A 15,681-nucleotide genomic window follows, 5' to 3' on the forward strand; every position below is an offset into this window, starting at 1 on the left:
GAAAAATTAGCTAAGTGAAAGCAGCTGATTGGCATGCTCCGCGTTCTGATCGACGTCGGTAATCACCTTCATCTGCATTTCGAAACGCCGCGCGCTGCCGATCATGTCCACCAGGGTTTCCGCGGTGTTGACATTGCTGCCTTCGAGCACGCCGGGCATGACCTTGACGGTGTCGTCATTGGGCAGGCTAACGCCCACCGCCGCCGTGGCCGCGGCGGACAGATGGAACAGGCCGTCGTCGCCGCGCACCAGCTGGCTTTGGTCGGTGGGTTTTACCCGCTTGAGCTGTCCGACCGGGCCGCTGGTATTGGGCGCGTCGCCGTCGCCCAGCGCCGAAACGGTGCCGTCGGCCGCAAGGGTGATGGCCGATTGGGTCGGCACCGTCAGCGGGCCGTTTTGGCCAACGACCGGATACCCCTGGATCAGCAATTGGCCGGTGTTATCCATCTGGATATTGCCGTTACGGGTATAGGCCTCTGACCCGTCGGGCAATTGCACCGCCAGCCAGCCCTGATCCTGTACCGCCACATCCAGCGGACGGCCGGTGTTATCCAGCGGCCCCTGGGTCATCAGCGCGCCGGGGGTGGAGGCGACCACCAGCGTACGCGTCGGCAGGGTCTGGCCCTCGATGGGCACCGCCCGCATGGCGGACAATTGCGCGCGAAAACCCGGCGTCGAGGCGTTGGCCAGGTTGTTGGTAATGATCGCCTGCTGGTCAAGGGTCTGGCCGGCGGCGCCCATGGCGGTATAGATTGCGTGATCCATTGGCTTATTCCGTCAGAGCGATCAGCTCAAATTGACCAGCGTTTGCATGATGGTGTCCTGCGCCTTGATGGTCTGCGCATTCGATTGATAATCGCGCTGGGCGACGATCAGATTGACCAGTTCCTTGCTCAGGTCGACGTTGGAGCTTTCCAGCGCGTCGGGGGTCAGCGAACCGAAATTGCCGCTGCCCGCGGTGCCGACGATGGCTTGTCCCGACGCGGACGTGGCGGTCCAGACGTTGTTGCCGTCGGATTTCAGTCCCTGCGGATTGGCGAAGTTGGCCAGCACGATCTGCCCCAGCAACTGGTCCTGGCCGTTGGAGTAGGTGCCGGTGATGGTGCCGTCGTCATTGATGGCGTACTTGGTCAGGTCGCCGGCGTAATAGCCGTTCTGGCCCTGGCTGCTGACGCTGCTGGTGGTGGTGTACTGCTGCTGGGTGCCGGCGAAACTGATATTAAAGGCGCTGGCCGCGGAGCCGTTAATACTGCCCACGTTGACCGTGAAGTTATCGGTGCCGGTCAGTTGTCCGTTGGTATCGAATTTTACCGTGCCCAGGTTGGCCGGGGTTGCGGTGCTGTTGCTGCCGTCGACGCTGTGTACCTGCCAGGTGTTTTCCGCGGTCTTGACGAAATAAAAGCTCATATTGTGCGGATTGCCGAGACTGTCGTAGGTGGTCAGCGGTTGGGAAAAACTGTAGGTGGCCGAATCGTTGGGATCAAAATCGGCATCGGTGAGCACCGCTGATCCCGAGTTGAGCTTCAGCACCATGGTACCGGTGGAGGTGGCTTTCGCCGCCATGCCGGTGGTGGGGATGCTCAGGTTTACCGGGTTGGCGCCCTGCTGGATGGTCGGCGGCGTGCCGGTGGCGGCGTAGCCGGTCACGTTCAGGCCGCTGCTGTTGACCAGGTTGCGGTTGGGGTCCAGGGAAAAATCGCCGTTACGCGAATAATACACCGAGCCGCTGGCATCCGTCAGGCGGAAAAACCCGTTATTGGAGATGGCCACGTTCAGGTCGTTATCGGTGGTGTTCACCGTGCCGTCCTTGAAGTTTTGCGACACCGACGCCACCTTGACGCCCAGTCCCACCTGGGAGCTGGCGTAGACGTCGGCAAAGGACACGGAAGCCGATTTAAAGCCGCTGGTTTCAGAGTTGGCGATATTGTTGCCGATAACGTTTAAATTATTTGAGGCGGCATTCAACCCGCTGACCGCTTGTGAAAAACCCATGTAACTCTCCTGTGGTAAAAACACCCGACATGCCGTGATTGGCGGCGCCAGTGCCCTTTAGATGATTTGGCGAACCTTATCCAGCGTAATATTGCCGGCCAGGCCAAGGTTCAGCTCCGTGCCGCCGGTGGCATTGGTATTCACGCCATAGACCGCGGCGTATTGCAGCGGCGTGCTCACGACGTTTGCGCCGCTCGCCGAGGTTGCCGCCATGGTGAAGGTATAGGCGCCTTCCGCTACGGCGGTGCCGGCATCGTTGGTGCCGTCCCAGGAGAAGCTGTGCACACCGGCGGATTGCGCGCCGAGATCCACGGTGCGCACCACGGCGCCGGTCGAGTCCTTGATGGTCACGGTGGTGGTGGTGGACGCATTATCCAGCGACACCCCGAACGGCGTGGTGGAGCTATCGGCGCCGACCAGAATGCCGCTGCCGTCGATCATGACGCCGTGGCCCACCAGGGTGGACGCCTGCAGCGACTGGCTGGTCGTCAGCTGGCCGGAAATCGACCCAAGGGTGGTATTGAGGTTTTCAATGCCGCTGAGGGTGCTTATCTGCGCCAATTGGGTGGTCAACTGCGCGTTGTCCATCGGATTGGTCGGGTCCTGGTTTTGCAACTGCGCCACCAGCAGCTTGAGAAACTGATTCTGCAGGTCCGCGCTGCTGCTGCCGGTGGCGGTGGCGGCGGCATTGTTGGTGGTATTATTGGTGTTAACGGTGGTGCTCATGGCGTGCTCCGATTATTGACCCAGCGTCAGGGTTTTCTGCATCAGGATTTTGGCGGTGTTCAGCACTTCGATATTGGTCTGGTAGCTGCGCGAGGCCGCCATGCTGTTCACCATCTCATCGACCTCGTTGACATTGGGCATGCGCACGTATCCCTTTTCATCCGCCATCGGATTGCCCGGCTGATAGACCAGTTTGTCCGCCGCCGGCGATTCCACCACCCCGCTGACCTGTACGCCCCCTATTTCCTGTCCGGCGGGCGCCGCAACCTGGAACACCACTTCCTTGGCGCGGTAGGGTTGGCCGTCCGGTCCGGTGACGCTGTCGGCATTGGCCAGGTTGCTGGCGGCCACGTTCATCCGCTGGGATTGCGCGGTCAGCGCGGAGCCGGAAATAGCAAAAATCGACGTCATACCCATGGCTGATTACTCCTGTAGCACGGAAAGCATGTTTTTAATCTGCCCGCCCAGCACCGTCAGGTCGGTTTGGTATTGCAGGCTGTTTTCGGCGAACTGCGTTCTTTCGCGATCCATATCGACGGTATTGCCGTCCAGCGCCGGCTGGTCCGGCACGCGGTACAATAATTCCCTGGCGGCGGGTGCGGCGGTGGACGCCTCGATATGGCGCGCCGAGGTGGTGGTTAACGACAGTGAATTGCCGCTGGCGCGCCCCTGGGCGATCGCTTTGTTTAATTCGCCGGCGAAATCGATATCGCGCGCCTGGTAGCCGGGGGTATCGGCATTGGCGATATTGGCGGCAAGAATTTCCTGACGCTGCGCGCGCAGGTTAAGGGCCTCCTGCTGGAATTGCAGGGCAGCATCAAGTTTATCAATCATCATTATCCTAAAAAGGCCATACTGATTTATGGATGCCAGCTTAGACGCATCATTAGTCTGCCTATCGTTGGAATAAGCATGTATTGCAGCGCTAATTTACCCATTGGCGACAAAGGCGGACCGGTACACTTGTTTTCCGGGGTTACCGCGCAGGCCGGCGGATAACAAGGATCCCTCCATAACCAGGGGTATGGCGTGAGCGGACAAAACAGACAAATGCCGGACGGCGAACCCGGACGGGCGGCGGGCGGCCGACGGCCGACGGCGCGCCGCGTGGCCAATGGATGCCTGTACGGCATGGCGGGCGTTCTGCTGTTGTCCACCGGCGCCCGGGCGGCCGATCGCCTTACCGAGGGGCTGACCGAATTTGTGCTGCGGCAATATGCCTCGCCGCCGGTCGCCCTGACCGTCGTGGTAAAAACCCCGGCCGCGCGCAGGCCGGCCTGCGAGCAGCCGCAGTTTGCATTGCCGGCCAATAATCGCGCCCGCGGCAACATCAGTATCCAGGTGATATGCGGCAATCAGAAAAGCTATATCCAGGCCGAGGTGCAGGTCACCGATCGCTACCTGGTCACCGCCCGCGCCATCAGCGCCAACCAGACGCTGGCGCCGGGAGATGTGGCCTGGCAAACCGGGCGCGTGGACAATATGTCCGTCACGCCGCTTACCGATATGGCCTGGGTTTACGGTAGCCTAAGCGATAGGGCCGTGGGCGCCGGCCAGGTGTTGACCGCCGCCATGCTGCGTCGCCCCTGGCTGGTGAAAACCGGCCAGCCGGTGCAGGTCACGGCGCAGGGCGAGGGATTTTCGGTACAGGGCACCGGCAAGGCGATGGGCAACGCGGCGGTCAACGACCGCCTGCGGGTGCGGATGGACTCCGGTCAAATGGTGGTCGGCCTGGTTAACCCCGACGGCGGTATCCGCATCGAGCCTTGATGGCCGCGTGGATTAAAGATTAAAGCTTTGGTGGATTTGACCGATAATACCAGACAAGCCTACAGCGTCATTTACCTACTATTTAAGCGAGACTGTATGAGTATTGAAAGTACGCGCCCGATACCGCCTTTGTCCACCTTACAGGGTACTGACCAAGGTACTGTCCAGTCGTCGAAAGCCAAAACCGCCGCCCCCGCCGTGACGTCCGGCGAGGAGACGCAGGTCAACCTGAGCGATGCCCAGGCGCGGCTGCGTCTGGCCGGCAGCCAGGACATCAACGTCGCGAAAGTGGCAAGCCTGAAGCAGGCCATCCGCAACGGCGAATTAAAAATTGATACCGGCAAGATTGCCGATGCGCTGATTGCGCAAACGCGAACAATGCTGGAAGAATAAGCGACGGCCATGAACGAACTGGAACAGATCTGCGCCCGGATGCTGGGCATTTTACAGCAGTTGGAGCTGACCCTGGTGGAAGAGCAGCGTTTGCTGAGCGCCGGCCAGGTGAATACCGCGTTGCTGCACCGGGTGACGGAAAATAAAAACGAGCAGTTAACCACCCTGCAGCATGTGGACCATCACCGTCAGCAGCGGGCGCTGGCCTGCGACGCCGGCCTTCCCCCCTACGATCTTCATCCCGGCCTGCACCAGATCTGGCAGGCGATCATCCTGCTTACGGAAGATTTAAACCGCAATAACTACCGTAACGGCTTATTACTGGCCCAGCACCTCAAGCATAACGATCAGGTGTTAACGGTGCTGGAGGAATATCAAACCCAGCGCCGCATGTATGGTCCCGACGGCCAGGCACTGGGCGGCAACGCGCTCGGGCGCAAATTCAGCGTTTAAACTCCCCTTGGTAATTCACCAGCACCTGGAAGCGATTTAAAACCGGCGGCGGGCTTAGCGTTCCGCGCCCCGCCACCTGTATCACCAGCGTCACCGGATTGTCCGCCGGCTGGCCCGCGAAGGCATCGCTGCGCCCCGACAGCCCGTCAAGGTCAACACATTTCCCCGGCATACACAGCGAAAGCGAGGCATGCGAAGGCAGCGGCCGGCCGGTGTCTATCCGCCAGTTGACCGAAGTGACGCGCACCCCGGCCGGCAACGGCGCGAAGGGGCGCATCGGCGGGCTGCTTTTGGCGCTGCCGCGCTGCGTCAGCACCAGCATATGCCCAATGCCTTGCCAGCCGCCCTGATGGCCGGAGCTGACTGGCGCGGGCGCGACGCCGGCCGAGGCATCATCGCCCAGCGCGGATAACGGCGCCGCCAATGGCAATAGGGCCGCCAGCGTAGCGGTTAACAGGCGGCGCGCCATCCCGGGGCGAGGTCCGGCCGGCCGGCCGCGGCGGAAGATCACTGGCTGGCGCCCAGCATGCTGGTCATGCGGATTTGCCGCTGGTCGCTGACCTCGAGGTTCGAGAGCACCGCCAACTGCGGCAGGGTGCGGCGCAGGAAGCGCGCCAGCAGCGGCCGCAGGCTATGGTTGACCAGCAAGACCGGCGGCGCGTTCAGGTTTTCCTGCTGCCGCAATACCTCCCGGGCCTGGGCCAGTACCCGGTCGGCCATGCCCGGCTCCAGCCCGCCGCCGCTTTGCAGAGCCTGCAGCAAGACGCGTTCCAGCGCCAAATCCAGGCCGATCACCTGGATTTCACTGTCGCCCGGGAACCAACGCTGGGTGATGGCCCGCCCCAGCGCCACCCTTACCACCACCGTCAGTTCGGCCGGATCTTTTTGCACCGGGGCATGTTCGGCCAGGGTTTCGATAATGGTGCGCATATCACGGATCGGCACGCTTTCCGCCAGCAGGTTTTGCAACACTTTATGGAAAATCGTCAGCGACAGGGTGCCGGGAATAAAGTCTTCGGTCAGTTTCGGCATTTCCTGCGTCACCCGTTCCAGCAATTGCTGGGTCTCCTGGCGGCCCAGCAGTTCGCTGGAATGGATGCCGATCAGATGGTTAAGGTGGGTGGCCACCACGGTGCTGGCCTCCACCACGGTGTAGCCTTGTATCTGCGCCTGCTCCTTCAGGGCGCTGTCGATCCAGACCGCCGGCAGGCCGAATGCCGGATCGCGGGTCACATCGCCGGCCAGTTCTCCCGCCGCGCCGCCGGGATTAATCGCCATCCAGCGGCCGGGAAAAGCCTCGCCGCGCCCCATTTCCACGCCTTTGAGCAGGATGCGGTAGCTGGCCGGCTGCAGCTCGAGGTTATCGCGAATATGCACCACCGGCGGCAGATAACCGGTCTCCTGGGCGAATTTTTTGCGGATGCTGCGGATCCGGCCCAGCAGTTCGCCGTTTTGCTGAAAATCCACCATGGGGATCAGGCGATATCCCACCTCCATGCCCAGCGGGTCCTCCAGTTGCACATCGCTCCAGCTGGCCTCGCGGGCGAACGCGTTATCCTGCTGCGCCACGGGCGGCGCGCCGACCGCGGGCGCCACCATGCTTTTGCCGCGCAGCCACCAGGCCAGTCCCAGCAGCATGGCGGTAAAAAATAAGAACACCAGATTGGGCATGCCGGGCACCAGCCCCAGCAGCCCGAGCACGCCGGCGCTCAGCAGCATCACCCGCGGATTATTGAACAGCTGGCCCACCATTTGCTGGCCGACGTCTTCGCTGCTGCCCACGCGGGTGACGATAACGCCCGCGGCGGTGGAGATCACCAGCGCCGGGATCTGCGCCACCAGGCCGTCGCCGATGGTCAGCAGGGTATAGCTTTCCGCCGCGTTGCCCAGGCTCATGCCATGTTGGATCATCCCCACCAGCAGGCCGCCGATCACGTTTATCACCATGATCATCAGGCCGGCGATGGCGTCGCCGCGTACAAATTTACTGGCCCCGTCCATCGAGCCGTAGAAATCCGCTTCCTGGGTCACCTCGCTGCGCCGGGCCTTGGCCTCCTCCTCGCCGATAAGACCGGCGTTAAGATCGGCGTCGATGGCCATTTGTTTGCCGGGCATGCCGTCGAGCACGAAGCGCGCGCCCACCTCGGCAATGCGCCCCGCGCCCTTGGTGATCACCATAAAGTTGATCACCACCAGGATAATGAACACCACGATGCCGATGGCGAAATTACCGCCCACCAGGAAATGGCCGAACGCCTCGATCACCCGGCCCGCCGCCGCCGTGCCGGTATGGCCGTGCAGCAGGATGATACGCGTGGAGGCGATATTCAGGGACAGCCTGAGCAGCGTGGAAAACAGCAGGATGGTGGGAAATGCCGCGAATTCCAGGGTCTTGCGGGTGAACATCGCCACCAGCAGCACCATGATCGACAGGGCGATATTGAAGGTAAACAGCAGATCCAGCACCAGGGCCGGCAATGGCAGCACCATCATCGACAGGATCATCAGGATCAGTATCGGCCCGGCCAGGATCTGCCATTGGATGGTTTTGAAATTCGTGGGCAAACGTAATAATGCTACCAGATTGGCCATATCACTCTTTCTCGTGGGCAAAATCCAGTGCCGCCGGCACCGGTAGATGTTCGGGTTTTTTCGGAATCAGGCCGCCCTGGCTGCGCCAGCGCTTGAACTGGTAAACCCAGGCCAGCACCTCGGCCACCGCCGCGTACAGCGCCGCCGGTATAGCCTGGCCGATCTCGCTGTGCCGGTACAGCGCGCGGGCCAGCGGCGGCGCCTCCAGCAAGGGAACGTGATGCGTTTCCCCCAGCGCGCGAATGCGCATGGCAATCTCGCCGGCGCCTTTGGCCACCACCTTCGGCGCGCTCATTTTGCTGTCTTCGTAACGCAGCGCGACGGCGTAGTGGGTCGGGTTGGTAATGATAACGTCCGCGGACGGCACGTCACGCATCATGCGCCGGCGCGACATGGCGCGCTGCTGCTGGCGAATGCGGCTTTTAACGTGCGGGTCCCCTTCCTGATCCTTGAATTCGTCGCGGATTTCCTGGCGGGTCATGCGCAATTTCTTGATATGGCTCCACAACTGCCAAAATACGTCGAACGCCACGATGGGAATGAGGGAGATGATGATAAGTAGCGCGCAGGTGGCGATAAGCCCCAGCGCATCCCCCAGCGCCGCGATCGGCGACTCCAGCACCAGGTGCAGCATGCGCGGCCAGTTATGCCACAGGAACCAGCCGGTGACCCACCCCACCAGCAGGGCTTTCAAAATAGCCTTGAACAGTTCCGACAGGGACTGGGCGGACACCACCCGCTTCAGGCCCGGCAGCGGGTTGAGCTTGTTTAAATCAAATTTTATCGAGCCGGGATTGAACATCACCCCGCCCAGCAGCGACGGCGCCGCCAACGCCATCAGCACCAGTCCGGCGAAAACCGGCAACAGCGCCCAGACGGTTTGTGTGATAAGCGACTCCACCTGGAACAGGATTTGCCGATCGTCACTGATAATACCGTGGTCAAAGCGCAATCCCTGGGCCAGCATCGCCGCCAGTTGGCGCGCCAGCGGCTCGCCGCCCATCCACAGCACGGCCAGCCCGGTCAGCAGCATCAATACCGAGGTTAATTCACGCGATCGGGGGATCTGTCCCTCTTCACGGGCTTTTTCCAGCCGGTGGGCGGTGGGGGCCTCGTTTTTTTCCTGATCGCTGTCTTGCGCCATCATTCTTCCCGAATGCGTTTTGCCAGGGGCATTATTGTGCCTAGCATGACAAATCGCGCCCGGACCGATGGCGGGAACAGCGCGCTAAAGCGGGGTTTATTTGGCGCATAGGCATGGCCCGGACGGCGGTCCGGGCCATGGAGGAATACATTAAAAACCCAGGCTGTCGAGCAGGTCGTCCACCTGGCCCTGGTTGGCCACCACTCCGTCAACGCTGTGATCAAGCTGCGGGCCGTTAAGCAGGCCGCCGCTGGCGCGTTTGCCCGGGGAGGGTTCCGGCATGTTTTCCAGCAACACCATCAGCAGTTGTTTTTCTATTTCCTGGATCACATCCATCATGCGCTTGATGACCTGGCCGGTCAGATCCTGAAAGTCCTGGGCCATCATGATCTCCAGCAACTGCGCATGGGTAAAGGCGGTATGGCCGGGAACCTCGGTGAGGTATTGGCGGGTATCGGTCACCAGCTCGCGCGCGTCGCTAAGCTCAATCGGGCTGTCGAACCATTGGTCCCACCGGGTGGTCAGCCCCTTGGCCCCCCGCTCAAGGGCGGTTTGCCGGGGCTGAGCCGCCTCCACGCAGTTAAGCGCGCGTTCCGCCGCCTGGGCGGTCATCTGCACGACATAATCCAGCCGGTCGCGGGCGTCGGGGATCGCTTCGGCGGCCTGGGCGATAGCCTGGTCGAGGCCCAGTTCCTTCAGGCTGTCGCGCAGCATTCGCGTCAATTGTCCGATACGGGAAATAATGTCCGTGGCGGTGGCGTTAACATTCGGCATGGTCGGTGTGTTATTCATATCCCCTCCTGATTACATCCCCAGCTTTTCGAAGATCTTATTAAGCTTTTCTTCCAGCGTCGCCGCGGTAAACGGCTTGACCACATAACCACTGGCGCCCGCCTGGGCGGCGGCGATAATATTTTCTTTCTTGGCTTCAGCGGTAACCATCAGCACCGGCAGCTTGGCCATCTCCCCATCGGCGCGGATATTCTGCAGCAGGGCCAGCCCGTCCATATTCGGCATATTCCAATCGGAAATGACAAAATCAATCCTGCCGGCGCGCAGCTTGGTCAGGGCATCGACGCCATCCTCGGCCTCGTCCACATTGTTAAAGCCAAGTTCCTTTAGCAGGTTACGGACGATGCGACGCATGGTCGCAAAATCGTCCACCACCAGAAACCTGAGTTCTTTGTCCGCCATACCTACTCCTGTTATTTACATTTAACCCATTCGCGGGCCGCTAAATACGTAATGCCTGACCACTGCTGATTTGCGCCATCATCCGCTGGCTCATCTGGTGCAACGGCACGGTTTCATTGCTGGCGCCCAGGGCAATCGCCTCGCGCGGCATGCCGAACACCACGCAGCTGGCTTCGTCCTGCGCCAGGGTATAGGCGCCGGCGTTGCGCATCGCCAGCATGCCGGCGGCGCCGTCATTGCCCATGCCGGTCAGGATCACCCCGACGGCGTTGCGCCCGGCAAACTGCGCCACCGAATGAAACAGCACGTCCACCGACGGGCGATGGCGGTTAACCGGCGCGCCGTCATGCAGCCGGATCTGGTAATTGGCGCCGCTGCGGGCCAGTTCCATATGACGGGCGCCGGGGGCGATATAGGCATACCCCGGCAATATCCGCTCGCCGTCCTCGGCTTCCTTTACCGTTATCTGGCACAGCTTGTTCAACCGTTCGGCAAACGAACGGGTAAATCCCGGCGGCATATGCTGGGTAATCAGCAGCGCGGGGCTGTTGGCCGGCAAGGGTTCCAGCACGTGGCGAATCGCCTCCGTCCCGCCGGTGGACGCGCCGATGGCGATAAGCTTCTCGCTGCTTAGCAGCGGCACATGGATTATCGGCGCCGCATCGCTCGAGCGCCGCTGCGGCAGCTTGGCGCGGGCGGCGGTACGGATCTTCTCGGCTATGGCCTCGCTATAGGCCAGCATGCCGTCGCGCAGGCCGGTCTGGGGTTTGGTGACAAAATCAATCGCCCCCAGCTCCAGCGCCCGCAGGGTAATTTCCGAGCCGCGCCCGGTCAGGGACGATACCATCACCACCGGCATCGGCCGCAGGCGCATCAGTTTTTCCAGAAAGTCCAGTCCATCCATGCGCGGCATTTCCACATCCAGCGTCAGCACCTGCGGATTTAATTTTTTAATCAGATCGCGCGCCACCAGCGGGTCGGGCGCGGTGGCCACCACTTCCATATCGGGAAAACCATTAATGATTTCGGTCATCAGTTGGCGCATCAGGGCAGAGTCGTCCACGCAAAGCACTCTGATTTTTTTCATATTCTTTCCTTAGTAAGCTGGTAGACCGTTTGTCCGCGCAGCCTGAAATCCTGGCTAATCTGACTAAAATTTTCCGAGTGGCCGGCAAACAGCAGCCCGCCGGGCTTCAGCAGCGGCGCAAAACGGCGCAAAATGCGCTCCTGCGTCTCCTTATCAAAATAAATCATGACGTTGCGGCAAAATATCGCGTCAAACGGCCCGGGCACCGCCCACTCTGAAGACAGCAGGTTCAGATACTGGAACTTCACCATGGCGCTCAGTTCTGGCCTAACCCGCGCCAGCCCGTCATGGGGCCCGGTGCCGCGCAGGAAAAACCGTTGCCGCTGCACGGTGCTCAGCCCGCGCAATTCCTCATGGCGATACACGCCGGCGCGGGCCTTGTCCAATACCTGGGTATTGATATCGCTGCCGATAACCGATACCTGCGCCAGCGAACCGGTCAGGGTTTCCATTAGGGTCATGGCGATGGAGTAAGGCTCCTCGCCGGTGGAGGCCGCGGTGCTCCAGACGCTGTACGGTCCCGGCCGCTCCTTGGCGTGCCGCGCCAGCACCGGGAAATGATGCAGTTCGCGGAAAAATGCCGTCAGGTTGGTGGTCAGCGCGTTGATGAACACCTCCCACTCGGGACCGGCGGCATCGGCCTCCAGCAATGCCAGATAGCTGCCGAAGTCCGCCATATTCAGCGTACGCAGGCGCCTGACCAACCGGTTATACACCATCTCCCGTTTATGACTGGCCAGCACAAGACCGGCCCGCTGGTAAATCAATTGGCAGATGCGCTGGAAATGCGCATCGGATAAGGGCACCTGCTGTGCCCAGTTGGACCATCGTGCGGCAATTTCAGCCTGGTTCGGCATAGGGTTTCTCATTGCGCCGCGCTTGCGTTTGGCGTTAAGTTATTGGCCCGAGTTGCCGGGTGGTAATGTCTGATGCCGTTGATTCATCCTGGGGTTCCCGCAGCTCATGCTGCGTGAGCCTGAATACCCGCACTGCCTGAATCAATGATTCCGCCTGCGATTCCAGCGCATGGCCGGCGGCGGCCGATTGCTCCACCAGCGACGCGTTCTGCTGGGTGGCCGCGTCCATTTGATTGACGGCGGTGGCGACCTGTTCGATGCCCCGGCTTTGTTCATCCGACGCCGAGGCGATCTCGCCCATGATATCGGTCACGCGGGCCACCGAACGCACAATCTCATCCATGGTTTCCCCGGCGGAGGCCACCAGTTCCGATCCCTGCTGCACCCGGGTTGCCGACTCGTCGATAAGTCCCTTGATTTCCTTGGCCGCCTGCGCGCTACGCTGCGCCAGGCTGCGTACTTCGCCCGCCACCACCGCGAAACCGCGGCCCTGCTCGCCCGCGCGCGCGGCCTCCACCGCCGCGTTCAGCGCCAGGATATTGGTCTGGAAGGCAATACCGTCGATGACGCTGGTGATATCGCTGATTTTGCGCGAGCTTACGGCGATATCGGCCATGCGTTTAACCACGTTGCCGGTCAGGGTACCGCCTTTTTGCGCGGTGCTGGACGCCTGGCTTGCCAATTTGCTGGCCTGGCGGGCATTTTCGGCATTCTGCTTCACCGTGGACGTCAGCTGCTCCATGCTGCTGGCCGTTTCCTCAAGCGCCGCGGCCTGCTGCTCGGTGCGAGACGACAGGTCGTTATTGCCGCTGGCGATTTCCTGGATGCCGCTCAGCATGGCATCGGTTCCCTGGCGCACGGTCATCACCGTTTGCGCCAATTCATCGCGCATGGTTTCCAACTGATGAAACAGTTGGCTGATTTCGTTGCGTCCGTTGACCACGATAGGGTTGCCCAGATCGCCGCCGGCAATGGCGTTGAAATGGCCGCTCATCACCGCCAACGGCCTTAACAGCATGCGTTTAAGCCATACCAATGCCACCAGCGTCAGCAGCACGGTCATGGCGCTCATCAGCCCCAGCATCCAACCGGAGCGGCCATAAGCGGAGCGATTGGCCTCGCTGGCATCGCCTATCACCCCGGAAAGCAGGGTCATGTTGGCATTGTATTGCTGCTCGAACGCATCCTGAAACGACTGCGTCGGCTGGCTCATAAAGGCCTGGACATTCCCGTTGTCCAGCATCTCTATCGCCTCGTGCATCGCCTGGTCGAATTCCTTGAAGCTCTTCACGGTTTTGGCGCGCAGCGCCAGCTCCGCGTCGTTATCCGCCGGAAAGGCGTTGAATTCCTTAAACACCGCCTCCCCATGGGCCAGCCTTTTCTTGGCGTCTTCCATAATGGGCAGGATCTGTTCCAGCGGCGTATAAGACGCAAAACGCGTCGCCGCCCGGTTGAGGGAGTTCCGGGTTTGCAGCATCTCCGACCAGCTCATGCTCAGTGAATTACGTTTAAGGTTATCCGCCTCCACCTGGTGAAAATTCTCACTGCTGCGTCTGAAATTCTCAAACGAAAGTCCGCTGCTGACCAGCTGCATCAGGCCGAAGATCAAGACAATCATGATCAGACTGGTGGAAATCCGTATACGCGTTAACATCATTAACCTCATGCCGGTGTGTGGCTTATATAATGCGTAGTTTGAGTGGTCAGAAGGTTTCCCAATTTTCCTGCGACGCGCTGTCCAGAGCTTTTTTTACCGGCGCGGACGGCGGCGTTGGCGATCGCGCGGCGATGACCTCGTTTTCCGTCGCCACCGGCGCTGCCGACGTCTCGAGCCGGAATACCGACACGGCCTTGGTCAACAATCCGGCCTGCGCTTCCAACTGGGCGGCGGCCTGGGCGGACTGCTGCACCAGGGCGGCATTTTGCTGCGTGGTGCGGTCCATTTCCGCCACCGCCTCGCCGACCTGATCGATTCCGTGGCTTTGCTCATCGGATGCGGAAGAGATTTCGCCCATGATATCGGTGACGCGGGTTACCGCGTCGACAATCTCCGACATGGTTTCGCCCGCGCTTTCCACCAGCGCCGAGCCGACCTCGACACGATTGACCGAGTCGTCGATCAGTCCCTTGATTTCCTTGGCGGCCTGGGCGCTGCGCTGCGCCAGACTACGCACCTCGCCCGCCACCACCGCGAAACCGCGTCCCTGCTCTCCGGCACGCGCCGCTTCGACCGCCGCGTTCAGCGCCAGAATATTGGTCTGGAAAGCAATACCGTCGATCACCCCAGTAATATCGGCTATCTTCTGTGAACTACCGGCGATTTCATGCATGGTGGTGACCACGTTATCCACCACCTTGCCGCCCTTTTGCGCCGTTTCCGACGCGCTTAGCGCCAGTTGCCTGGCCTGACGGGCGTTTTCGGCGTTCTGTTTCACCGTCGCGGTCAACTGTTCCATACTGGCGGCGGTTTCTTCCAGCGCCGACGCCTGCTGCTCGGTGCGCGCGGACAAGTCGGTATTGCCGGCGGTGATTTCGCCGGCGCCGCTGTATATCGCCTCGGCGCTTTGCCGCACGCTATGCACGGTGCCGGTAAGGGAATGCTGCATGTCCCGCAGGCTCTCCGCCAGCATGCCCATTTCGTTGCGGCTGTTTAACGTCAGCGCCTGGGTGAGATCGCCTCCGGCAATACCGCGTATATGGCTAATCAGATAGCGCAGCGGATGCAGCAGGATACGGCGGATGCCGACCCACACCAGCAGGGAAATCAGGGCAAAGATGACCAGGACACCGCCCAGTACGGCAAGGGACTGATTGTAGGATTGCTGGTTCTTATCCACCGCGTCGTTGTACAGGCGGATATTCCCGGCCAGGTAACGGCTATAGGAGTCCTCGAAATTATTTTGCACCGTCTGGGTAGGCTGCGCGTAAAAGTCGACGATATTACCGTTGCTCAATTGGGTGTTCAGCTCAGTCAGCGCGGCGTGCAGGGCATCATAGCGCTGTTTCATCGCCTGGATATTGGCCTCGTCCTGCCCTTCCTCACGCGGCATCGCCATAAAATTGCCGAAGGTCTGCTCCGAACGCCTCAGGGTGCCCACCGCTTCGGATAATAATTCGCTCACCGTCGCGCCGCTGCCCATCTTATTTTCGTCCATCAGATAACGCACCGCCGCCCGGTTAAGGGTATTGCGGGTCTGAACCAGGGCAACCCAACTGGCGCTCAGTGAGGTCTGCTGCTTACGCAGGTTCTGATAAACGTCAAAATAATGCTGGTCTTGTTTCAGCGAGTGATAAAACACCCCCCCGGCGGATAGTTGTAATAAACAAAATATAATTAATACAAGAACTAAGCCGGTCACAACTCTTATTCGGTTAAACATGCCTGTTTTCCCACTACTACTGGTGCTAGTTGTATCGGCAGGCAAACGGCAAACTTTACGGCTATCGGCAAATTCAGCGTCCCGGCGTCCGGA

Annotated in this window: 17 protein-coding genes; 3 read left to right on the top strand and 14 right to left on the bottom strand. The window is 60.8% G+C overall.

Features of this window, described 5'->3' with window-relative positions:
• Nucleotides 1-6 precede the first annotated feature (6 nt).
• From VGC33_RS09535 to flgB, 5 genes are read right to left on the bottom strand one after another with little or no spacing between them, the layout of a single operon-like run.
• A complete protein-coding gene (locus tag VGC33_RS09535) occupies nt 7-765 on the bottom strand; it encodes a flagellar basal-body rod protein FlgF (RefSeq protein WP_331120509.1) in 759 nt (252 codons plus the stop codon).
• A gap of 21 nt (nt 766-786) precedes the next feature.
• Complete coding sequence (gene flgE / locus VGC33_RS09540; RefSeq protein ID WP_331120510.1) at nt 787-1,992, bottom strand: flagellar hook protein FlgE; 1,206 nt, start codon at nt 1,990-1,992, stop codon at nt 787-789.
• A gap of 57 nt (nt 1,993-2,049) precedes the next feature.
• Nucleotides 2,050-2,718, bottom strand: coding sequence for a flagellar hook assembly protein FlgD (gene flgD / locus VGC33_RS09545; protein WP_331120511.1), 669 nt, complete (start codon nt 2,716-2,718; stop codon nt 2,050-2,052).
• Nucleotides 2,719-2,730: 12 nt separating this feature from the next.
• Nucleotides 2,731-3,135, bottom strand: coding sequence for a flagellar basal body rod protein FlgC (gene flgC / locus VGC33_RS09550; protein ID WP_331120512.1), 405 nt, complete (start codon nt 3,133-3,135; stop codon nt 2,731-2,733).
• Between the two features lie 6 nt (nt 3,136-3,141).
• Nucleotides 3,142-3,552, bottom strand: a complete 411-nt coding sequence (gene flgB, locus VGC33_RS09555; protein WP_331120513.1) for a flagellar basal body rod protein FlgB — start codon at nt 3,550-3,552, stop codon at nt 3,142-3,144.
• Between the two features lie 195 nt (nt 3,553-3,747).
• Between flgB and flgA the strand changes: the two genes are divergently transcribed.
• The 3 genes from flgA to VGC33_RS09570 all read left to right on the top strand — a co-directional run bounded on the left by flgA (nt 3,748) and on the right by VGC33_RS09570 (nt 5,334).
• Nucleotides 3,748-4,488, top strand: coding sequence for a flagellar basal body P-ring formation chaperone FlgA (gene flgA / locus VGC33_RS09560; RefSeq protein WP_331120514.1), 741 nt, complete (start codon nt 3,748-3,750; stop codon nt 4,486-4,488).
• Between the two features lie 96 nt (nt 4,489-4,584).
• Nucleotides 4,585-4,881: a flagellar biosynthesis anti-sigma factor FlgM gene (flgM, locus tag VGC33_RS09565; RefSeq protein WP_331120515.1), complete on the top strand. Its 297-nt coding sequence runs from the start codon at nt 4,585-4,587 to the stop codon at nt 4,879-4,881.
• Nucleotides 4,882-4,890: 9 nt separating this feature from the next.
• A complete protein-coding gene (locus VGC33_RS09570) occupies nt 4,891-5,334 on the top strand; it encodes a flagellar protein FlgN (protein WP_331120516.1) in 444 nt (147 codons plus the stop codon).
• Here the strand turns inward: VGC33_RS09570 and VGC33_RS09575 are convergent.
• The 9 genes from VGC33_RS09575 to VGC33_RS09615 form a co-directional block, all read right to left on the bottom strand.
• Nucleotides 5,324-5,803 (bottom strand): flagellar protein FlhE, encoded by a 480-nt coding sequence (locus VGC33_RS09575; protein WP_331120517.1) that lies wholly within the window; start codon nt 5,801-5,803, stop codon nt 5,324-5,326. The genes VGC33_RS09570 and VGC33_RS09575 overlap by 11 nt on opposite strands.
• Nucleotides 5,804-5,841: 38 nt before the next feature.
• A complete protein-coding gene (flhA, locus tag VGC33_RS09580; protein ID WP_331120518.1) occupies nt 5,842-7,926 on the bottom strand; it encodes a flagellar biosynthesis protein FlhA in 2,085 nt (694 codons plus the stop codon).
• 1 nt (nt 7,927) lies between these two features.
• On the bottom strand, nt 7,928-9,070 hold the full coding sequence (flhB, locus tag VGC33_RS09585) for a flagellar biosynthesis protein FlhB (RefSeq protein ID WP_331120519.1): 1,143 nt from the start codon (nt 9,068-9,070) through the stop codon (nt 7,928-7,930).
• A 150-nt stretch (nt 9,071-9,220) separates the two neighbouring features.
• The gene (gene cheZ, locus VGC33_RS09590) at nt 9,221-9,862 is read right to left on the bottom strand and encodes a protein phosphatase CheZ (protein WP_331120520.1); all 642 of its coding nucleotides are present in this window, start codon (nt 9,860-9,862) and stop codon (nt 9,221-9,223) included.
• A gap of 12 nt (nt 9,863-9,874) precedes the next feature.
• Nucleotides 9,875-10,264 (bottom strand): chemotaxis response regulator CheY, encoded by a 390-nt coding sequence (cheY, locus tag VGC33_RS09595; RefSeq protein ID WP_331120521.1) that lies wholly within the window; start codon nt 10,262-10,264, stop codon nt 9,875-9,877.
• A 40-nt stretch (nt 10,265-10,304) separates the two neighbouring features.
• A complete protein-coding gene (gene cheB, locus VGC33_RS09600; RefSeq protein WP_331120522.1) occupies nt 10,305-11,351 on the bottom strand; it encodes a protein-glutamate methylesterase/protein-glutamine glutaminase in 1,047 nt (348 codons plus the stop codon).
• Entirely contained in the window at nt 11,348-12,208 is an 861-nt protein-coding gene (cheR, locus tag VGC33_RS09605; protein ID WP_414636915.1) for a protein-glutamate O-methyltransferase CheR, read from the bottom strand. Before cheR ends, cheB begins: the two co-directional genes overlap by 4 nt.
• Before the next feature lie 34 nt (nt 12,209-12,242).
• Nucleotides 12,243-13,862, bottom strand: a complete 1,620-nt coding sequence (locus VGC33_RS09610; RefSeq protein WP_331120524.1) for a methyl-accepting chemotaxis protein — start codon at nt 13,860-13,862, stop codon at nt 12,243-12,245.
• A 49-nt stretch (nt 13,863-13,911) separates the two neighbouring features.
• The gene (locus tag VGC33_RS09615) at nt 13,912-15,588 is read right to left on the bottom strand and encodes a methyl-accepting chemotaxis protein (RefSeq protein ID WP_331120525.1); all 1,677 of its coding nucleotides are present in this window, start codon (nt 15,586-15,588) and stop codon (nt 13,912-13,914) included.
• Nucleotides 15,589-15,681: the final 93 nt, after the last annotated feature.

The sequence above is a fragment of the Acerihabitans sp. genome (assembly GCF_036398755.1).
In the GTDB taxonomy this organism is placed as follows: domain Bacteria; phylum Pseudomonadota; class Gammaproteobacteria; order Enterobacterales; family Enterobacteriaceae; genus Acerihabitans.

What these genes read in the sequence shown, in the direction of transcription:
- VGC33_RS09535 (WP_331120509.1), bottom strand. Translation starts at nt 765, where the DNA reads ATGGATCACGCAATCTATACCGCCATGGGCGCCGCCGGCCAGACCCTT.
- flgE (WP_331120510.1), bottom strand. Translation starts at nt 1,992, where the DNA reads ATGGGTTTTTCACAAGCGGTCAGCGGGTTGAATGCCGCCTCAAATAAT.
- flgD (WP_331120511.1), bottom strand. Translation starts at nt 2,718, where the DNA reads ATGAGCACCACCGTTAACACCAATAATACCACCAACAATGCCGCCGCC.
- flgC (WP_331120512.1), bottom strand. Translation starts at nt 3,135, where the DNA reads ATGGGTATGACGTCGATTTTTGCTATTTCCGGCTCCGCGCTGACCGCG.
- flgB (WP_331120513.1), bottom strand. Translation starts at nt 3,552, where the DNA reads ATGATTGATAAACTTGATGCTGCCCTGCAATTCCAGCAGGAGGCCCTT.
- flgM (WP_331120515.1), top strand. Translation starts at nt 4,585, where the DNA reads ATGAGTATTGAAAGTACGCGCCCGATACCGCCTTTGTCCACCTTACAG.
- VGC33_RS09570 (WP_331120516.1), top strand. Translation starts at nt 4,891, where the DNA reads ATGAACGAACTGGAACAGATCTGCGCCCGGATGCTGGGCATTTTACAG.
- VGC33_RS09575 (WP_331120517.1), bottom strand. Translation starts at nt 5,803, where the DNA reads ATGGCGCGCCGCCTGTTAACCGCTACGCTGGCGGCCCTATTGCCATTG.
- flhA (WP_331120518.1), bottom strand. Translation starts at nt 7,926, where the DNA reads ATGGCCAATCTGGTAGCATTATTACGTTTGCCCACGAATTTCAAAACC.
- flhB (WP_331120519.1), bottom strand. Translation starts at nt 9,070, where the DNA reads ATGGCGCAAGACAGCGATCAGGAAAAAAACGAGGCCCCCACCGCCCAC.
- cheZ (WP_331120520.1), bottom strand. Translation starts at nt 9,862, where the DNA reads ATGAATAACACACCGACCATGCCGAATGTTAACGCCACCGCCACGGAC.
- cheY (WP_331120521.1), bottom strand. Translation starts at nt 10,264, where the DNA reads ATGGCGGACAAAGAACTCAGGTTTCTGGTGGTGGACGATTTTGCGACC.
- cheB (WP_331120522.1), bottom strand. Translation starts at nt 11,351, where the DNA reads ATGAAAAAAATCAGAGTGCTTTGCGTGGACGACTCTGCCCTGATGCGC.
- cheR (WP_414636915.1), bottom strand. Translation starts at nt 12,208, where the DNA reads ATGCCGAACCAGGCTGAAATTGCCGCACGATGGTCCAACTGGGCACAG.
- VGC33_RS09610 (WP_331120524.1), bottom strand. Translation starts at nt 13,862, where the DNA reads ATGTTAACGCGTATACGGATTTCCACCAGTCTGATCATGATTGTCTTG.
- VGC33_RS09615 (WP_331120525.1), bottom strand. Translation starts at nt 15,588, where the DNA reads ATGTTTAACCGAATAAGAGTTGTGACCGGCTTAGTTCTTGTATTAATT.